Below are 17418 nucleotides of genomic sequence, written 5' to 3' on the forward strand. Positions count from 1 at the left end.
AAGGCTGTTCGAGCGCAAACTATGGACGAGGAAAAGCTTACCAATACGGGGCTTGCCGCTCGAACCGAAGCTACGCGGGGCGTTTACGCGGGGTACATCCGGCGTAAGCGCCTCGTTATGGTTGTGCTTGCCGTTGTGGTGCTTGGAATCGCCACGCTGTCGATGGGCATGGGTTCGTTGGGGCTTTCGCCGCAAGAAGTTGTAATGGCCCTGTTTGGGCAGGGGTCCACGCGTGCCGTGGCCGCCGTGCAGAACCTGCGCTTGCCGCGCGTGCTCACGGCTATCGTGGCGGGCATCGCCCTTTCGCTTGCGGGCTGCTCGTATCAGAGCGTGCTGCGCAATCCGCTGGCTTCGGCAAGCACGCTGGGCATTTCGCAGGGTGCCGCGTTCGGCGCCTCGCTTGCCATCATCGTGTTTGCGGGCGGTGATGCCGTTTCCGCAGCGTACGAGGGTGTTTCCACGGCCGAGCCAGTTAGCACGGCGATCTGCGCGTTTGGCGGCGCCATGCTTTCCACTATCGTGATTCTTCTGCTTTCGCGCGTGCGCGAGATGACGCCCGAAAGCATCGTGCTGCTGGGCGTCGCGCTTTCGGCGGCGTTCACGGCAGGCACCACGCTGGTGCAGTACTTTGCCGAGGATTCCCAGGTTGCCGCCGTGGTGTTCTGGACGTTCGGCGATTTGAGCCGCGTGAGCAAGAGCCAGCTGGCCATTATGGCGGGCGTTACGCTCGTGAGCGCCGTATTCTTCTTCCTGCAGCGCTGGAAGCTTAACGCCATGGAGTCGGGCGAGGTGCTTGCTCACGGCTTGGGCGTGAACGTGAATCGCGTGCGCCTGGCAAACATGCTTGTGGCCAGCGCTGCCGCTTCCACGGTTATCGCGTTCTGCGGCATCATCAACTTCGTGGGCTTGGTCGCGCCGCATATCATGCGTCGCTTGCTGGGTTCCGATTACCGCTTCCTGCTGCCGGCTTCCGCCCTGGCGGGTGCGGGCCTGCTGCTCGTTTCCGATATTCTGTGCCATGTAGTGGTGGCGCCGCTCATTCTGCCCATTTCGGCTATCACGTCGTTCGTGGGCGCGCCGATATTCATTTACCTGCTGTTCAAGGGGGTTAACCGCTAATGCTCGAAGCGCGCGACCTCCATTACTCCTATCGACCCGATAGGCCCCTGCTGCAGGGGATTTCAATCGACATCCAGCCTGGGTCGTTCCTTGCGATTCTGGGCGTGAACGGGTGCGGCAAGTCGACGCTGCTCTCGTGCCTTTCGGCCATGCGCAGGCCCGAGCGCGGCGAGGTGCTGCTCGATGGCGTGTCCATTGCCGAGGTGAAGCGCCTCGATCGCGCACGCAAGATTGCGCTCGTCGCGCAGCATAGCCATGCGAACAGGCTCACGGTGTACGACGCCGTGCTGCTGGGGCGCCACCCGCTCATGCAGGGTGCGCCTTCCGAGGCCGACTACGACGTTGTCGACGACGTGCTTTCTCGCCTGGGGCTTGCCGAGTATGCCCTGCGCTATACCGACGAGCTTTCGGGTGGCGAGTACCAGAAGATGGCGCTGGCGCGCGCGTTCGTGCAGCGCGCCGAAACGCTGCTGCTCGACGAGCCCACCAACAATCTCGACCCCGCCAATCAGCAGGAGGTTATGCAGGCCGCCCGCGACGAGGTCGATGGGCGCGGCATTGCGGCTGCGGCGGTTATGCACGATATCAACCTGTCGCTGCGGTATTGCGATAGGTTCTTGTTCTTGAAAGATGGAAAAGTGGATGCGCTGGGCGGGCGCGAGGTCGTTACCGCACAGCGCATCAGGAGCGTATACGGGATGGACTGCGACGTCATCGAGCACGATGGCCGGCCCGTGGTCATCCCCAAGTAAGGGAGCTGGGTATGGGCGATATTGCCGAGTATTTCGACGCGCGCGCCGCGTCGTGGGATCAGATGGAGCACACCACGAAAAGCCGTGTTCAGGGGGCCGTTCTGTCGCTGTGCGGCATTGGCGAGGGTTCGCGCGTGCTCGATGTTGGCTGTGGCACGGGCGTGATGACGCCACATTACCTCGAGGCGCGTGCGTCGGTGCTGGGCGTGGACGTATCTCAGAAGATGATTGACATCGCGTGCCAGAAGTTCGCAGACGAGCCGCTGGCGTCGTTCGTTGCATGCGATGTGCTTGACCTCGACGAGTCCGAACCGTACGATGCGCTGGTCATCTACAATGCGTACCCGCACTTCATGGATAAAGAGGCCCTGGTGGAAAAGGCCTATCGACTGCTTAAGCCAGGTGGGCGCTTCGCCGTGGCCCATGGTAGCGGTAAGGACACTATCAACGCGCATCACGACGCCGTTGCCGCAGGCGTGAGCACGGGCCTTCGTCCCGTTGCCGAGGAGAGCGCCATCTGGGCAAAGCTCTTTACGCTCGAGGCTCAGGTGGACACTCCGGGCTTCTACGCCTTCTCGGGCGTACGCGCATAGCGCGCAAAGCGGCCCTGACGAGAATCGCCAGGGCCGCTTGTCTAGCAGCTGCTTATGTTCGGTCATGTTTAGCCGTTAAAGGCCTGTTCCTGCGAGTAATTCTGGACGTACGTGCTCTCGATGTGGCACATCGTGGAGCAGAAGCTAGGCTGCTCGTGCCAGATCATCATGCCAATGCCCACAAGGGCAATAGCCACTACGATGATTCCCAGGATGATGGGCTTCTTGCTGCGCTTCTTGGTTGGCTGCGATGCGTTCGACATGTTCTCTTCGTTCATGGTGCGCTTCCTTTCTGCAAGACGAAGCGCTTACGCTACCGAGGACATGCCCAGCAGGGCGTCGCCCTCGTCCAGGAGCTGATTGCCCAGGTCGAGCGTGTGGCGATAGTACGTGGGGTTGTGCGCGCCCTCGCTGTTCTCGGCTGCAGCCAGGTTCCAGTAGTAGCATGCCTCGCGCTGGATCTGCTGCATGTGCGAGCCTTGCGGCAGAATCTCGTTGTCGCCGCCGTACACGAATTCGTATTCGGCATGGCGTACGGCGAGCATCTTCGCACCCGTGGAAGCGTACGTCCAATCGGCGTAGTTGTGGTCGTTGTGCCACTTCAGAGCCTTTTCGGGCACCATGTCGGAACGGCCGTTGTCGTAGGGGCTCGTGGGAATGCTGGTGCCGGGCGCCATCGAGTAGTCGCAGTGGCACTGCCCGCAGACCTGGCCCTCCATCGACGCCACGGTATGGTCGGAGCCCATCGAGCGCACCCACTCGGCGCGGTCGACTTCCAAGTACGCCTCGCCGTCTTTCATGGGCGTGTTGCCGTGGCAACTTGCGCAGCTCACGTTTTCATCCAGCTCGCCGATGATTTCGTTGAACGGGCGGGAATGCACCGCTTCGCCCTCCTGGTCTACCAGGTTGGAATACTGCGGACTCTTGCAGGTGATGCAAGCGGCCTTCGTCTTTGCGCCGTTCCCGCGACAATCGCGACAACGGCAAGCGTGCCCATGGTAACGACAAGCTTCTTTCTTACCATTGAAGGCCCCTCCTTATGGTCCTATATGTCCTGATCGGCGCCACCGCACAATGCCGCCGACTCCTCGAACGTAATCCTATGGACAAGCCTCCAATGCGTGTAGGCACACTTCGAAGCGGGTTTTTGGGGACGCTTTCGAATGTGGTGTAAAGTTGTTTCGGGCAGTACTGCATGGGCGTGACCCGTGCAAACAGGGATGGAGGGCCGATGCTTCTCGTAGACAAGAGCAGCGCCGAACCGTTTTACCAGCAGATATTCCGGAACATCGCGGCCGCCATCGAAAGCGGCGCGTGTTGCGAAGGCACGCGTTTGCCGTCGATTCGCGCATGCGCGAAGGACCTGGATGTTTCCGTGACAACAATCGAAATCGCGTACCGCGAGCTCGTGGCCGAGGGGTACGTGGAGGCACGTCCGGGAAGTGGCCATGTGGTGTGCCGCGTGAACGACGCCGAACACTCCAAGATCAAGCATGCCCCCGAATACTATGCGGCACTCGAGCGCCTGCGCGCGGGGTCTTCTGCGCATCCGCCCGCGATGCACTACGACTTTGCGTATGACGCCATCGATCCTGGCATATTCCCGCTTGCGGCCTGGGCGCGCACGTCGCGAAACGTCTTTTTCGGCGAGGGCTCCGAGCGCTCGTTCTTCTATGACGACTCGCAAGGGCTGCGCCGACTGCGTACGGAAATCGCTGCGCACGTGAATGCCGAGATGGGGCTCGACTGCAGCTCCGAGCAGGTGCTTGTCATGCCTACCACGCGCGATCTGATGAACGAGATCCTTACGTTGTTCGACGCCTCCCAAACGACGGTTGGCCTGGAGAACCCCGGCTACGACGAGGCCTATACTGCGGTTGCCCGCCTGGGATTCCGCACGCGTGACGTTTCCGTGTTTCCCACGCCAACGCCCGAGGAGTACCTGCGCGCCGTCGATGGCGTGAACATCTTGCTCACAACGCCGTCGTGCCAGTTCCCCACGAATATCGTGATGCCGCAGGATGTGCGTGAGGCGCTGGTGGCGTGGGCGGGCGAGACGTCGGCGTACATCGTGGCCGACGAGTACGGTTGGGAACTCGAATCCGGGGTGGGGCGCACCCCATCGATGGCGGCATTTGATACGCAAGGTCGCGTGATTACGACGGGTACGTTCTCGAATTCGTTCTCACCGTCGATTTGCCTGAGTTACGCGCTGCTTCCGCCTCAGCTGATGCTGCGCTGGCGCGGCCGTTCCGCGCATATGCATCCGCGTGTTCCCTGGCAGACGCAAGCGTCGATGGCGTCGTTCATGTGCGAGGGGCAGTGGGATTCGCACGTGAGACGCATGCGCCAGGTAGTTGCCAAGAAGCGCGATGCGCTTGTGGGCGCGCTGCGCGAGCATATGGGTAATGCAATCGAGATCGTTGTGGGGCGGCAGTACGCGCTCGTGCGCACGACGGATTCCCGTGGCGAGGCGGAGTTGGTAGATGCGGCGGCAAAGGCTGGCATTCGGGTGTATCCCACGTCGCGCTATTGGGTTGGCTATCCGCACCCTAGTTGGGATTACGTGCTTGTGGGCTATGCGGGCATCGAGTTCGACAATATCGCGCCAGGCGTTGAGGCCCTAGCGTGTGCTTGGGGTTTCGATTCGTAGTGCTTTTCACGCATAAGAGTTAGGCTATACTAACTCAATATATGCAAAGTGAAACGAAATAGATTCGCGATGCATCGAAATGATGTGCGTTGTCGGATCGATGCGCTCGCGGCAAGGTGGCCCCATGAAACGACACTTCCCCGAATCGCGCCAGGTGAACTGGATGCTCGTGGCTTGCATGGCATGCGTGATGCTGTGCGAGGGCTTCGACATCATTATCTACAGCAGTCTCATTCCCGCGCTCATCGCCGATGGCTCAATGGGCATCGCGAGTGCCGAAGCGGGCCTTATCGGGAGCATGACGTTCCTGGGGATGTTCGTGGGCGGCGTGTTGGCGGGTTGGGCGCAGCGGCGGTTGGGCTACGTGCGCTCAATTGCGCTTGGCGTCACGTGGTTTAGCATTGCGATTGCGCTGTCGTCGCTATCCGCGAGCGCATGCATGCTGGGCGCGTTGCGGTGCCTGGCTGGCCTGGGTTTGGGCTGCGTGCTGCCCATCGCCATGTCGCTCGCGCGCAGCGGGGCCTCGAAGCACATGGCGCCGCTGGTCATCAGCCTGGTTATGACGGGCATCCCGTTTGGTGGTCTGGCTGCGGCGTTCGTGTGCGCGTCCCCGGCATTGGGGTTGGGGTGGCGTGCGCTTATGCTCCTTGCTGGTACGGCGGGCGTTCTGCCTGTCGCCATCGCTGTGCCCATCGCGTCAAGGCAACTCGCGCGCTTGCGCAAGCCTCTTGAGCCATCGGGGGCATCGCCCATGCGCATGCTGCGTGGCATGCCGCGGAAGCGCGCCCTGGTCCTGGCGTCGCTCTGCGCTATGACCTTTCTCTTCCTGATGGCGTACTACGGCATTAGCACGTGGCTTGCCCAGCTCATGCGCGTGTTTAGCCTGCCGCTCGAAAACTCTCTCCAGCTGATGGTGGTGCTGAACTTCGGCTGCGTAATGGGCTCGCTGCTTACGGCGTGGCTTGCGACGCGCGTGAGTGCGAGGGTAGTGGCTATGGCGAGTGGAATGCTCGCGGCGTTGTGCCTGTTCGGGATTGCGATGCGCCCCAGCGTTGACATCGTGCTCATGGGGCTGGTGTTCTTCGCGGGCGTTGGCGCCATCAGCGCCCAGAACCTCACGAATGCGCTGGTCTCGAACGCATTTCCGGAGGAGTTGCGTGCTACTGCCCTGGGGCTGTCGCTTGGCGTTGGCCGCCTGGGCGCGGTGGCATCGCCCGCTGCGGGTGGGTTCTTGCTGCAAGCTGGGCTGGATGCGGGCTGGGTGCTCGTGATGCTCGGGCTTGCCGATCTTGCGGGCGTTATGCTGCTGGTGCCGTACGCCACGCACGAGCGTGTAGCGGCGCAGGTTCTCGAGGCATGAAAAAAGCCGGCTCGATGAGCCGGCTTGCGAAATCAATGGAGCGGACAACGGGGTTCGAACCCGCGACCCCCACCTTGGCAAGGTGGTGCTCTACCAACTGAGCCATGTCCGCACAGGAATTAGTATTCTAGCCTGTATCGCTGCGATTGCAAGGGGAAATTCGGAAATGAGGACGCTCCTTCATATTTCCTCTTGAAAGTCGCGTTGCGGGCGTCGTAATCGCCTCTACGCGCGCGGGGTAACCAGGAAATCGTCTCCGCGATAGCCCAGCATGAAATCGCGCACGCGTTCTCCCTGTTCGCCCACGGGAATGCGGAAGAGCGGGAAGCAGGCGGCGCCGTGAACGTCGGGGTCCATGGGGCGCAGCTCCAGCAGATTGTCGAGCTCGCCGTCCAGCGTGATGCCGCGCGCGATGGCATCGTAGTCGATGCTGCAGCCGGTTTCCCAGCTTGCGGGCGTTTCCAGCACGCCCATGCCCGTCGGCTCGCTGGGCGCGTGGGCGAGCACGTCTTCCCAGTCGGGCGCGTCGTCTGCAAGGTAATACGCGTACGTGCGAATGCCAAACGCGTAGTAGCCAACGTCGGTGCCGCACAGTCCTGCGAAGCGCAGGGGATTCAGCTCGATGACATGCACGTTCGCGGGGTTGGCCATCGCCTCGACGGGGCTTTGCCCTGGCTCGTGTGCCACGCGAATCTCCGCGTGCAGGCAGTAATTGCGGAATTGGAAGGTCTCGTTCGCGCGGCGGAACCATGCGGTTAGCGCGGGCGCTCCTGTGCGGATGATGCTGGGGCTCGTGAAATACAGGTGGTCGGACGTGTCGGCGCCGTCGCGGAAGTCATGCTGGAGCACGTTCAGAATCACGGGCTTGCCGGCGCCATCAAAGTACAGGTCGACGGCGTATTCCTGCCCGGAAAGGTATCCCTCGATGATGAAGCGGTCGGCGGTAACTACGCTTTCGGGGTGCACGTTGCGCGTTGCCATCTCGCGTTCGAGCAGGGCGATCGTGCGTGCCCATTCTTCCTGCGCGCGCACGACGTGCACGCCAAAGCTGATGAATCCGGCAGCAGGCTTCACAACCAGGGGAAATTGCAGGTGAGCGGGGTCGAGTGCCAGGAGCTCTTCCATGCTGCATGCGCGGAAGAAGAAGCCCGGGTCCACCGCGGTAAGCGCACGGCGCGTCTCGACCTTGTCCTTGCAGAAGCGGATGCAGCGCAACAGGTTTTCATCGTGTACGTTGTCGAGCACCCAGGAAAGCGCGCTTTCGGAACTCGTGTACAGGCGCTCGCCGCCGTCAATGCGCGAAGCGGCCTCCGCCGCGTCGACCAGGTTGAGCTTGCGCCCGCATTCTGCCTGCTCTACGGCGAATTCCGTGCGCAGAACGGGGTGCTGCGACTCCTCAAGCCAGTCGAGCATGACGCCCGATGCGTACGGTCCCTCGAGAATGAACATGTCCCCTCCCATTGCCTTGCCTTCATAGCATGTAGGCAAAATGGTACGGCGAAGCCTCGGAGCCGTCTACCCGCGAGGGTTGCGAGGCTAGCACATGGCGCGTGCGCATCGCATGAGCTGGGCCGCAAGTTTAATGATTGCGCGGTAGTATCCCGTAGGCGCTACCTGGCCAATGCGCTCGCAGAAGGCGTCGATCCATGCAAGGGGATGCTCGTCCAGAAAGGAGGCGAGCTCGGCAGGCGCTGTCTCGCCGGTAGCGACGCGCTCGCAAAGAACTGACGCATAGAGCAATTCGAGCCCTACGTGGTCTTCGTACTGGTTGCTGGCTCCTTCGACCTCCAGGTTTGCTTGGGCAAGCAGGTGCTTCATTTGGATTGTCGACTCTCCGAAGCCAACGGAGCTTCCGCTACGCCACGCGGTTTCCCAGGGCGCGGCAGCGGGTCTCGGCGGCCCGACGAATAGCTTGGCGTATTCCACGTCGACGCGCTGAATGGCCTCATCAGGCGCTTGCTCGCTCGCGATGTGGGCGTATCGTGCGCACGCGGCGACTGCGTCGCGCACGTCTGCATCGTCAAACGTGGGGAAGAGCTTCCAGAAATCCAGGCTAAGGCCGAGTCGTCCCGTCTGCCCCATGGGCGCAAGGAGGGAATTGCCTAGGAAGGCGAACGCGTCGGCAAGGTCGTACCAGGTTTGCTCGGTTGTGGTCATGGTTGCCTTTCGAAAGGGGTGCGGCCGCCCCGAAAGGCGGCCGCCGAGGAGGATGACTAGTGCTTCGCGGTTGCCTCGTCGCTGGTCGCAGGCGATTGCGTCTTCAGCAGTATCGTCGACAGCACGATGAACGCAAACGCTCCCAGCGAGATCACGCCGACAACCACCAGGATTTCGATGGGCGTGGGTGTGTACGTTCCTACCTGCGCCCACATGTTCGCAGGGTCGTTCTGCGCGGCGAACGTTCCCAGGGAAATGCCGTTGGCTCCCTGGATGTTGGGTGTAATGAAGCTCGTCAGCAGCAGCCAGCAGCGCTTCGCGAAAACGCCCAGAACTACAAGCACGCACGACGCCACAACGAGTCCGCGCTTCTCGCGGTTCTTGGAGAAGGCGAGCACGCAGAATGGCACAAGCAGCCCGCCGATGACCTCGAACCAGAAGAACGGGGCGGTTGCGCCGGTGAGCATATGGCCGAGCGCAATGGCTTCGCTCGCGGCGGGGTAGGCCATGGTGAGAACCTCGCAGCCGATGAAGAACGCGTCGACTGCGATGCATACGGCGAGCAGGCCGGAAAGGCTCTTGAAAAGCGAGGCGCTCGTCTTGAAAATGCTGGTGCGGTCGAGCGCGGCCAGCGCGATGATTAGCAAGGCGAGCCCCGAATCCATGGCGGACGCCACGAAGATTGGTGCCATGATGGCCGAGTGCCAGGCGCGCGCAATCTGCAGGCCGAAAATCCACGCGGTCACGGAGTGCACCAGAATGGCAACCGGCAGGGCCACGCGCGAGAGCGCAGTGACTTTGCGCTCTTCCCCGCGTGTGATGAACACCAGGTCGAGCACGTTGATGACCAGGTAAATCGTGATGACGGTCATGTCCCATACGAGCACCGAGGAAGGGTTGGGGCCGGCTAGGATGCGCCATACGCGCTGAATGCCGCCCAGGTCGATGAGGATGAACAGCCCGGCGCAGCAAATGCTAACGATGGAGGTGATCACGGCTGGCAGCGCGACCTTCTTGAATGCCTCGATGTTGAACACGTGAGCCGAGCTCGCCACGATGAGGCCACCTGCAGAAAGGCCCACGAACAGCATGAACATGACGATATATGCCCCCCAGGAGTTGATGTTCGACATGCCCGTGACGGCGAGGCCATTAGCAAGCTGGTAGATCCAGGCGGCAATGCCGGCTATGGTCAGCGTGCCAAGTGCAATTAGCGCGCCCTTAGCCTTTGTGGAAATGTGCATTGGTATCGCCTCCTATTCGAAGTAGTGGACTTTGGGGCGCGTGCCCTTGTCCTCCAGTAGAACGTACGCGTTGTTTTCCCTGATGGTTCGCGAAATCTCTGACTCGGGGTCGTCAAGGTTGCCGTAGATGCGCGCGTCGACGGGGCAATTCTGAACGCACATGGGAACGTCGCCGCTATCTGCGCGCTCTTTGCAGAGCGTGCATTTCTCCATTACGCCGCGCGGTCGCACGGGGACGGCCTTCTCGCCGTAGTTGAAGCCAGTGTCGCGCAAGGGCTCGGCCCAGTTGAACGTGCGTGCGTTGAACGGGCATGCGGCCATGCACATGCGGCAGCCGATGCACTTGTCGTAATCGATTTCCACGCGTCCCGCCTCGTCGGTGTACGTGGCGCCCGTGGGGCATACGCGCTGGCAGGCTGGGTTGTCGCAGTGTTGGCATGCGAGCGGCAGGTAGGTGCGAGAAAGATGCGGGAAGGTGCCTTCGGCGCCGTCGTAAGTGTCGGTCCCCTCGTTCAGCACGCGGTTCCAGAGCATGCCATCGGGAACGTTATTGCTCATTTTGCACGAAAGCGCGCAGGTGGAGCAGCCGATGCAGCGGCGGCGGTTGATGGCTATGGCTAGCCTGGTCATGGGTTACGCACCTACTTTCTTGATTTCGACGAGCGTGTCGTTGTAGGGAATCATCGGGCCGAACAGCAGGTCGTAGCCGCGTTCGGTGAGCTCGTCATTGCATACCGACTGCATGAGCGTCCCGTTCATGTATTGGGCGTACGTCGATTCGGCCATATATGCCATGTCGGGCTGGATGGCTTCGTTTAGCAGTACCTTGGTGCGGAAGCTGCCGCGGTCGTTGAAGACTTCCACGTCATCGCCATTCTGCAACTCGCGAGCAGCGGCGTCTGCGGGGTTCAGCTCGATATGCGGTTCGTAGAACTGCTGAATCCACTTCGCGCCCGAGTAGCAGCTGTGCACGCGGAAGCGCGTACGGCCCTGCGAGAACATGAGTGGATATTTCTCGCGTAGCGGGTTGTCGACATAGGCTTCTTTCGGGCTTTCCCATGCGGGGAAGGCCTGGCCCCATGAAACGAGGTTCTCGTAATACGGCTCCTGCTTGCCCGAGGGAGTGTGGTATTCCATGCCCACTTCGGGGCCAAGCGGGTCTTCGCTGCCCAGAAGCTTGAGCGCGCCGTCTGCCTTGAATAGGGCGTCGAGCGTGAAGCCTTCGATTTGAGGGTCGTCGCTTTTCAGGACGGCTTCCGCGTATTCCACGGCCGTGGCGGGGTAGAGACTTCCGTAGCCCATGGCCTCCGCGATGCCTTTTTCGATGTAGAAGTCCTGCTTGGCCTCGAACAGCGGCTCGATGATCTTCTGATTCTGCAGAATGTAGCCATTGGCGCATTTCACGCCACCTACGGAGTCTGCGCTTTCGAACTTGGAGCAGCTGGGCAGGATCAGGTCGACGTAATCGCAAACCGAGCTGTGATAGATGTCGGCGACGCAGATGAAGTCGAGCGATTTGATCCATTCCAGCGTGCGGTTCCAGTTTGCCGCTTTCTGGGTGGGAATATCGCCGAAGAACATGGCGGCATGAACCTTGTCGGTGCGCGCCATCTCGAAGAAGCCCTGCGGACTGGGGCTGGGCTTCGCGTCGGCGGGGAGCTTCCATCTGCCCAGTTCCGCTTCGTAGGGCGTGACATGGTAGCAGTAGATGCCGCAGCCAGTGCCGCGCTTGCCGTAGTTGCCCGTGAGCGAGGCGATGAGCGCGTAGCAGTGACCGGCGATGTCGCTCGTTCCGTACTTGTCGATGCCGCCCACGCCGTTGCAAATGATGGAAGGGCCTTCGGCGTACTGTTCGGCAACGCCGGCAATTTGCTCGGCGGGAACGTTCGTGATCTTCTCGGCCCATTCCAAGGTGTATTCGCTCATGGCTTCGCGCAGGCGCGTGAAGAGCGTGCATGCGGTGCGACCGTTAACCGTGAAGGTGCCCTCGAGCGCGGGGTCTTGCGCTTCGGTTGCGCGAACGGCGGCCTGCTTCGCATTGTCCCAGACCATGAAGGCCTTTGCGGGTTTTACGACGTCTTCGGGCAGCTCTTCGCCTGCGGCTTTCGCCTCGGCTGCAGCCTTCTCGTATGATGCCATGGCTGCGGCCGTTGCTTCGGGGGTGGCGTCCAGCAGCTCGCCCGTTTCCTCGTCGATGAGGAACGGGAAGTGCGTATGAGCCATGACGTGTTCGGTGTCGTACAGCTCATTTTCCAGAATGTGATGCGTCATGCCCAGGAACAACGCGGGGTCGGTGCCGGGGCGCAGCGCCACCCATTCGTCGGCCTTGGATGCCGTGGTGGAGAAGCGTGGGTCGCAGACGATCATCTTCGTTCCCGCTTCCTGCGCCTGAAAGAACCCACGTGACCACATCATGCCCGTTTCCAGGACATTGCAGTTCACTATAAGGATGGTTTTTGCTTGAGGCCACTCCCATATCGTGTTGAGTGCGAACATGCCCGAAAAGGCGAAGGCCTGGTTCAGGCCGTTGCCCTGGCCCATGTCGTATCCTTCCATTCCACCAGCTTGCGCGTGCAGAATCGATGCGAGCAGTGGCTTAAGGCGCTGCTCTGCTTCGGTGGAGTGCTGAATCCACAGGGCGTCTTCGCCGTATGCCGACTGGCACTTCTCGAACTCGCGCGCGATGATCTCGAACGCTTCATCCCAGGTGATCACCTCGAACTCGCCGCTTCCGCGCTCGCCCACGCGGCGCATGGGCGACTGGATTCTTGCATCGCCGTAGATGTGCTGAATCTCGGAAATGCCCTTCAGGCACACGTTGTGGAAACGATTGTCGCTGTTGGGGCGCGGCTCGATCATGCAGAGCCGCCCATCGCGCACCGTGCATTTGAGCATGCAGTTACAGAGGCAGTGCTCGTTGTGGTACGTGAAGGCGATGCGCTCGTTCGAGTCGTCTGCCATGGCGCTTGCCGGCTTCAGCCAGGTTTCGGCTGTGGCCATTCCGCTTGCGCCAGCGGCGATGGCGCCGCTGGCCAGCGCTCCCTTCAGGAAACCACGACGCGTAATGCGGCCATGCCCCATGCGTTGTCCTTCCATTCAATCCCTCTCTTTCTCGTCCGGGGGGTGGGCAACGTGTTCGATACCGGTTGCCCTCGGCAAACGGTATCGTGGCGTGGGGGTGGGGCGATATTGCCAGAATTTGAAAGCGGGGCTTATGCCACGTTTTGGGAAAAGTGGTAATGGAGCCGCGCGGCGGGTATGCTTCAAAATGAGATGGCGTGAAGTCATGAGAGGGGGCGTTATGGCCGCGGAACGGGACCCCAGGGTTGTTAGGACAAAACGCGCGATTAGGCAGGCATTCGAGGAGCTCATTGCCGAGAAGAACGCCGATCGCATCAAGGTGAAAGAGCTCACCGATCGCGCCGGGGTGAATCGCAAGACCTTCTACCTGCATTACGATACGATCGAGGCTCTGTTCGATGAGGTGGTCATCGAGTTCATGGATGAGTACTTTGAGCATCATGAAACCACGGTCGACATGCCGAAGGATGTCCATGGGCATGCGAGTCGATTCTTCCTCTACCTTGTCTCGCAGGGCGAACGCGCGGAGCGCCTTGTCTGCCATGCGGGAAGTTATGACTTTGGTGGCAAGGTGTACGCCGAGCAGATGAACCGCTATCGCGATGCTGGCGCCGACCCGTTCGACTGGCTCCCAATCGAGGAAGAAGAGCTCGTGCTGCATTTCATACGGGCGACGGGGCTCGATTTCTACCGTCAGTGGGTGCGCGGCGGCCGAGCCGTTCCCGCGGAGCGTGCGGCGGAGCTCCTCGCATCCCTCACCTGTCATGGCGTTGATGGGCTTATGAGATAACGTCCGTCCGCCTAACCTGCGCCCTGCCTTGACCGCGCGTGGCGTGACGTGCAAGATGGTGCATGTCCTGCGGGCGCCTTCCGCCCGCGTTTCCGAAGAGCGAATGGGGAGTGCATGGTCGAATCGCTGCAGCAAGATCCAGCGCGCGACGAGGAACTTATCCTGGTCGACGCACTCGACCGTCCTCGAGGCAGCGCCACCAAGGAGCGCGCCCATCGCGAGGGGCTGCTCCACCGGGCGTTTTCCGTCGTTATCGTGCGCTACGCCCAGGGCGCCAAACCGCAGATCCTGCTTTCGCGCCGCGCCCCCGGCAAGTACCATTCCGGCGGGCTGTGGACGAATTCCTGCTGCTCGCATCCGCGCGTGGGCGAGAGCCTGGAAGAGGCCGTGACTCGTCGCGTGCGCGAGGAGCTGGGCGTGGAAGCTGTCAGTCCTGTTGAAATCGATGCGTTCGTATATCGCGCGCCGTTCCAGAATGGCCTATGCGAGTACGAGTTCGACCATGTGTTCGTAGCCGAATGCGAGGGCGATTTGCGTCCGTCCCCCGATGAAGTGTCGGACGTGCGTTGGGTCGATGCGGAAGAACTCGCTGTCGAGCTGTCCGAATGCCCCGAGCATTTCACTGCCTGGGCGTATACCGTCCTTGCGAAAGCGCTCGCGTATCTCGAGCGCGCCTAGGCTGGGCTGCTGCGCACCCCTGAAGCCGCCCGGCTATTTCCCGCGCTTGCGCACCTTCTCGCGCAGCGCCTCGAACTGGGCCGTTGCCGATTCTGCGCCCCGTACGCGGAAGCCCTTCACGCGCGCGACCGACGTGCGCGCGAGCACGCCCACCTGCTCGGCAATCTCGCGACGCGTGAGGCTCGTAAGGCGTTCGCGCTGCTCGGACAGGCTTTGCCCCGTTGCGACGGCCGATTCCACCCACTGTGACATGCGTTCGTCGACGGTCGTCTCGATGCGCTTCGCCGCTTGCGCGAACTGCGTGAGCGCGGAAATGGTGAGCGTCGCGTCCACTGCCAGCAGCGCCACGGCCACGAGCGCGATGATCTCCATTGTCATGGCGGGCACCACGGCGTTCACGTCCTGCGCGAACGGGAACAGCACGAAATACACGAGCAGGCCACCCGCGCCGAACAGGAGCGATGCCGGCAGGCAGATGCGCCCGTTCAGGTTCAGCGGCATGTTCGAGTAATCCCACCAGTACGCGCCGAAAATCGCCTCGAGCGCCCAGTGCGTGCCGTATTCCAGCGGCATGCTGCCAATGCACGTGATGAGGAAGACGTGCCACCAATCGAGCTGCACGCCCGCCTGGCTTAGCAGCGAACATATCAGGATGGCCGCCATGGCCCCGGCGCCGTAGATGGGGCAGATGGGCCCGTACAGAAAGCCGCGATTCTGCCAGCTCTGTTCCTTGATGGTGCAGTAGATGGTTTCGTATACCCAGCCCAGCAGGCTAAACACCATGAACCATACGACGCATGCGCTTACCGACACAGGCTCTTCGCCTCCTTGCGCATGAGCAGCGTTTCCATGAGCGCGCAGTACTTGTCGGCGATGCAGATGATGGCAGCCTCGCGCGAGCGCGGCACGCGCGTGATGCCGATGGGCCACATGTGCGATTCGATTGCCCGGGCCGCGTGCTCGCTTATGCCGAACCGTGCCTTCGCGTTGCGGCTAGCGCACAGCGGGTGCCTATACGAGTGTTGCCAGCCACTGCCATGCCAGTCGTACAGGTAGAAATCGTGCAGCATAGCTGCCGTGGCCAGCGTGCGCTCGTCGGCGCGCAGGCCCAGGTGGCGGTTGATCCAGAAGCTCGCGTCGGTGACGTTGCGGCAATGCGCATACGTGGAAACGGCCCCGTGCTGCACGAAGTCGTTCATGCTCTGCACGCGTTCGTCGGCGTAGAGCCCTTCGAGCATGCCGTCGAGCTCGCGTATTTCATCTGCGGAAAGTTTCATGGCGCATCAGTATAGCGCGGTGTTGTGGAGCACCTGCGGGGAAGGGGTCGCGCCTGCGAGGCGGCCTGGTGCGCCGCTGGGATGCTGGCCGGGCGAGGGGAGCCTGGGTGCAATCGCACCACCTGCCGTCTTACTCCTTGCTGCTGAACGTCTTCGGGTTGAACGTCTCAACCAGGTCGATGAGCTGCTGCCTCTTGTGCACGCCCAGCTTGCGGTACATGCGCTTCACGTGCGTGTTCACGGTATTCTCGCTCACCAGCAGCTCCTCGGCCACGCGTTTGGCGGAATGCCCGTGCGCGAAGAGGTTCAGGATCTCGGCCTCGCGCTTCGACAGCTCGTAGTGCTCGGCGGCTAACGCCACCTGTTTCGAAAGGCGGTCTTGCACTTCTGCTTGCTTGCCCTCGCGGTTGCCCGCCGAAGCGCGCTTGCGCGGTTCGGGCGTGGCCGACGTGGACACGAACTCAACGTGGTCGGCATGCTGCTCGCCCGCGGCAGCGCCCACGGGCCGCGCGTTATGCGCTACGTACATGGCGAACGCCAGGACGTATGCCATGACGAACGCGCTTGCGATGGGCACGTCGGCGCCAGCGAACGAAAGCACCGATGCGAATTGCCCGGTGATGAAGCCGAAGTCGTGCATCGCGTAGATGATGGCGCCCGCGAAGCCGTACACGAACGACACCGTTACGCCGCGCACGCGCGCGGCCTTCTCGCATTGCAGCATCATGATGATGATCGCACAGCCGTAGATGGCGTAGGTGATGGCGGCGAACACCTGCAAGTGCTCCTCGCCAAACAGCGGCATGGCCGCGATAATCGCCATGAGCACGGGGAAGATGATGCGGAACAGCGAAACGGTGTTGATGCGCATGGGGCGGCTCGACCACAGCGCGTACAGCAGCAGCGACGAGATGAAGACGCCAATCATCGACGCCGTGTTCACGATTTCGCCGTTCGCGGGCGTGGATACGGCAATCGAGCGCATCACGCCGCTCGCGAAACCCACCGAGCCGATGCACACGGCAGCCTTCCAATGGTCGCGGATGACTTCCCGATAGCTGTTCAGGCGCTTCTTCTCGTCTTCGAAATGCTCGAACTCCTCGGCTTCGCCCGCATGCCCTGCGCGCGCCTGGCGCATGGCCAGCGTGAACAGCGGCATGAACACGAGTGGCACCAGGTACACGGTCATGGCGATGGGGATGAGGTACAGCGCGAAGTACACCACGGGCGCGTATGCCATGCCCTTCAGCAAATCCACCGAGCTCTTGCGTTCCTTGCTTGCAGCGAAGATGACGTTCCACTGCATGAAGAAACCGGCGGTGTTGAAGCCGATGAGCACGCCGCCGATGAGCGTGAGCTCGAGCGCGCGCTCCGGCAGGTACGTCGCGCCGATGAGCGCGATCCATCCCAGCGCATAGGGAACCGAGTTGTGCTCGAGGAGGCGCTTGAGGCCCGCGAGCGCGGGGAAGCGCGCGCAGAGGATGCACAGCACGAAGTACAGCATGAAGGCAATCGACTGCGTGAGGAAGAACGAAACGGTGATCTCGCGCGCCTGGAAGCTCATGGGCAGAAAGGGGAAGACGCCGCCCCAAATGACCGTTGCGTTAACGGCGATGAAGAGTGCGTAGCCCAGGCTGATATACGTGGGCTTCAGGCTCTGTATGGTGGTGCGCAGCGCGGGTTTCGACATTCGTTTCCTTCTGTTTCTTCTTTT

The 17418-nt window shown here is 61.8% G+C and carries 16 protein-coding genes, 1 tRNA gene and 1 pseudogene; 7 read left to right on the forward strand and 11 right to left on the reverse strand.

Translation table 11 applies throughout. From position 1 onward, the window contains the following. Positions 1–21 precede the first annotated feature (21 nt). From AC04P6_RS00325 to AC04P6_RS00335, 3 genes are read left to right on the forward strand one after another with little or no spacing between them, the layout of a single operon-like run. Positions 22–1119 (forward strand): FecCD family ABC transporter permease, encoded by a 1098-nt coding sequence (locus AC04P6_RS00325; RefSeq protein WP_475564597.1) that lies wholly within the window; start codon positions 22–24, stop codon positions 1117–1119. Continuing rightward, the gene (locus tag AC04P6_RS00330; RefSeq protein WP_475564598.1) at positions 1119–1871 is read left to right on the forward strand and encodes an ABC transporter ATP-binding protein; all 753 of its coding nucleotides are present in this window, start codon (positions 1119–1121) and stop codon (positions 1869–1871) included. The genes AC04P6_RS00325 and AC04P6_RS00330 overlap by 1 nt, the downstream gene beginning before the upstream one ends. 11 nt (positions 1872–1882) lie before the next feature. Continuing rightward, positions 1883–2464: a class I SAM-dependent methyltransferase gene (locus AC04P6_RS00335; RefSeq protein WP_475564599.1), complete on the forward strand. Its 582-nt coding sequence runs from the start codon at positions 1883–1885 to the stop codon at positions 2462–2464. Between the two features lie 68 nt (positions 2465–2532). Here the strand turns inward: AC04P6_RS00335 and AC04P6_RS00340 are convergent, their stop codons facing one another. Further along, complete coding sequence (locus AC04P6_RS00340) at positions 2533–2742, reverse strand: hypothetical protein (protein WP_475564600.1); 210 nt, start codon at positions 2740–2742, stop codon at positions 2533–2535. Between the two features lie 30 nt (positions 2743–2772). Then, a pseudogene (locus AC04P6_RS00345) lies at positions 2773–3417 on the reverse strand (ammonia-forming cytochrome c nitrite reductase subunit c552); the annotation flags it as partial. A gap of 278 nt (positions 3418–3695) precedes the next feature. On the opposite strand from AC04P6_RS00345, the gene pdxR reads away from it, so the two are divergent. Together pdxR and AC04P6_RS00355 are read left to right on the forward strand one after the other, a co-directional pair. Next, positions 3696–5117, forward strand: coding sequence for a MocR-like pyridoxine biosynthesis transcription factor PdxR (gene pdxR / locus AC04P6_RS00350; protein WP_475564601.1), 1422 nt, complete (start codon positions 3696–3698; stop codon positions 5115–5117). 124 nt (positions 5118–5241) lie between these two features. After that, positions 5242–6477, forward strand: coding sequence for an MFS transporter (locus AC04P6_RS00355; RefSeq protein WP_475564602.1), 1236 nt, complete (start codon positions 5242–5244; stop codon positions 6475–6477). A gap of 36 nt (positions 6478–6513) precedes the next feature. Here AC04P6_RS00355 and AC04P6_RS00360 read toward each other — a convergent pair. From AC04P6_RS00360 to AC04P6_RS00385, 6 genes are all read right to left on the reverse strand, one after another. Then, positions 6514–6589 (reverse strand) — tRNA-Gly (locus tag AC04P6_RS00360). Between the two features lie 113 nt (positions 6590–6702). Next, positions 6703–7938, reverse strand: a complete 1236-nt coding sequence (locus AC04P6_RS00365; RefSeq protein ID WP_475564603.1) for an ATP-grasp domain-containing protein — start codon at positions 7936–7938, stop codon at positions 6703–6705. A gap of 75 nt (positions 7939–8013) precedes the next feature. Further along, positions 8014–8634 (reverse strand): TorD/DmsD family molecular chaperone, encoded by a 621-nt coding sequence (locus tag AC04P6_RS00370; RefSeq protein WP_475564604.1) that lies wholly within the window; start codon positions 8632–8634, stop codon positions 8014–8016. A gap of 56 nt (positions 8635–8690) precedes the next feature. Next, positions 8691–9878: an NrfD/PsrC family molybdoenzyme membrane anchor subunit gene (gene nrfD, locus AC04P6_RS00375; RefSeq protein WP_475564605.1), complete on the reverse strand. Its 1188-nt coding sequence runs from the start codon at positions 9876–9878 to the stop codon at positions 8691–8693. 12 nt (positions 9879–9890) lie between these two features. After that, complete coding sequence (locus AC04P6_RS00380; RefSeq protein ID WP_475564606.1) at positions 9891–10508, reverse strand: 4Fe-4S dicluster domain-containing protein; 618 nt, start codon at positions 10506–10508, stop codon at positions 9891–9893. 3 nt (positions 10509–10511) lie between these two features. Continuing rightward, a complete protein-coding gene (locus AC04P6_RS00385; protein ID WP_475564607.1) occupies positions 10512–12974 on the reverse strand; it encodes a molybdopterin-dependent oxidoreductase in 2463 nt (820 codons plus the stop codon). Positions 12975–13179: 205 nt separating this feature from the next. Here AC04P6_RS00385 and AC04P6_RS00390 point away from each other — a divergent pair, with 205 nt between their 5' ends. After that, positions 13180–13749 (forward strand): TetR/AcrR family transcriptional regulator, encoded by a 570-nt coding sequence (locus AC04P6_RS00390; RefSeq protein WP_475564608.1) that lies wholly within the window; start codon positions 13180–13182, stop codon positions 13747–13749. Between the two features lie 114 nt (positions 13750–13863). Next, positions 13864–14427: an isopentenyl-diphosphate Delta-isomerase gene (idi, locus tag AC04P6_RS00395; protein WP_475564609.1), complete on the forward strand. Its 564-nt coding sequence runs from the start codon at positions 13864–13866 to the stop codon at positions 14425–14427. 33 nt (positions 14428–14460) lie between these two features. On the opposite strand, the gene AC04P6_RS00400 is transcribed toward idi, so the two are convergent. The 3 genes from AC04P6_RS00400 to AC04P6_RS00410 all read right to left on the reverse strand — a co-directional run bounded on the left by AC04P6_RS00400 (position 14461) and on the right by AC04P6_RS00410 (position 17394). Further along, positions 14461–15240, reverse strand: a complete 780-nt coding sequence (locus AC04P6_RS00400) for a putative ABC transporter permease (protein WP_475564610.1) — start codon at positions 15238–15240, stop codon at positions 14461–14463. After that, positions 15231–15704, reverse strand: coding sequence for an HD domain-containing protein (locus tag AC04P6_RS00405; RefSeq protein WP_475564611.1), 474 nt, complete (start codon positions 15702–15704; stop codon positions 15231–15233). The genes AC04P6_RS00400 and AC04P6_RS00405 overlap by 10 nt, the downstream gene beginning before the upstream one ends. A gap of 130 nt (positions 15705–15834) precedes the next feature. After that, positions 15835–17394 carry a helix-turn-helix transcriptional regulator gene (locus tag AC04P6_RS00410; RefSeq protein WP_475564612.1) on the reverse strand — a complete coding sequence of 520 codons (1560 nt, stop codon included), beginning with the start codon at positions 17392–17394 and terminating at the stop codon, positions 15835–15837. Positions 17395–17418: the final 24 nt, after the last annotated feature.

It is taken from the genome of Denitrobacterium sp., from assembly GCF_056180635.1.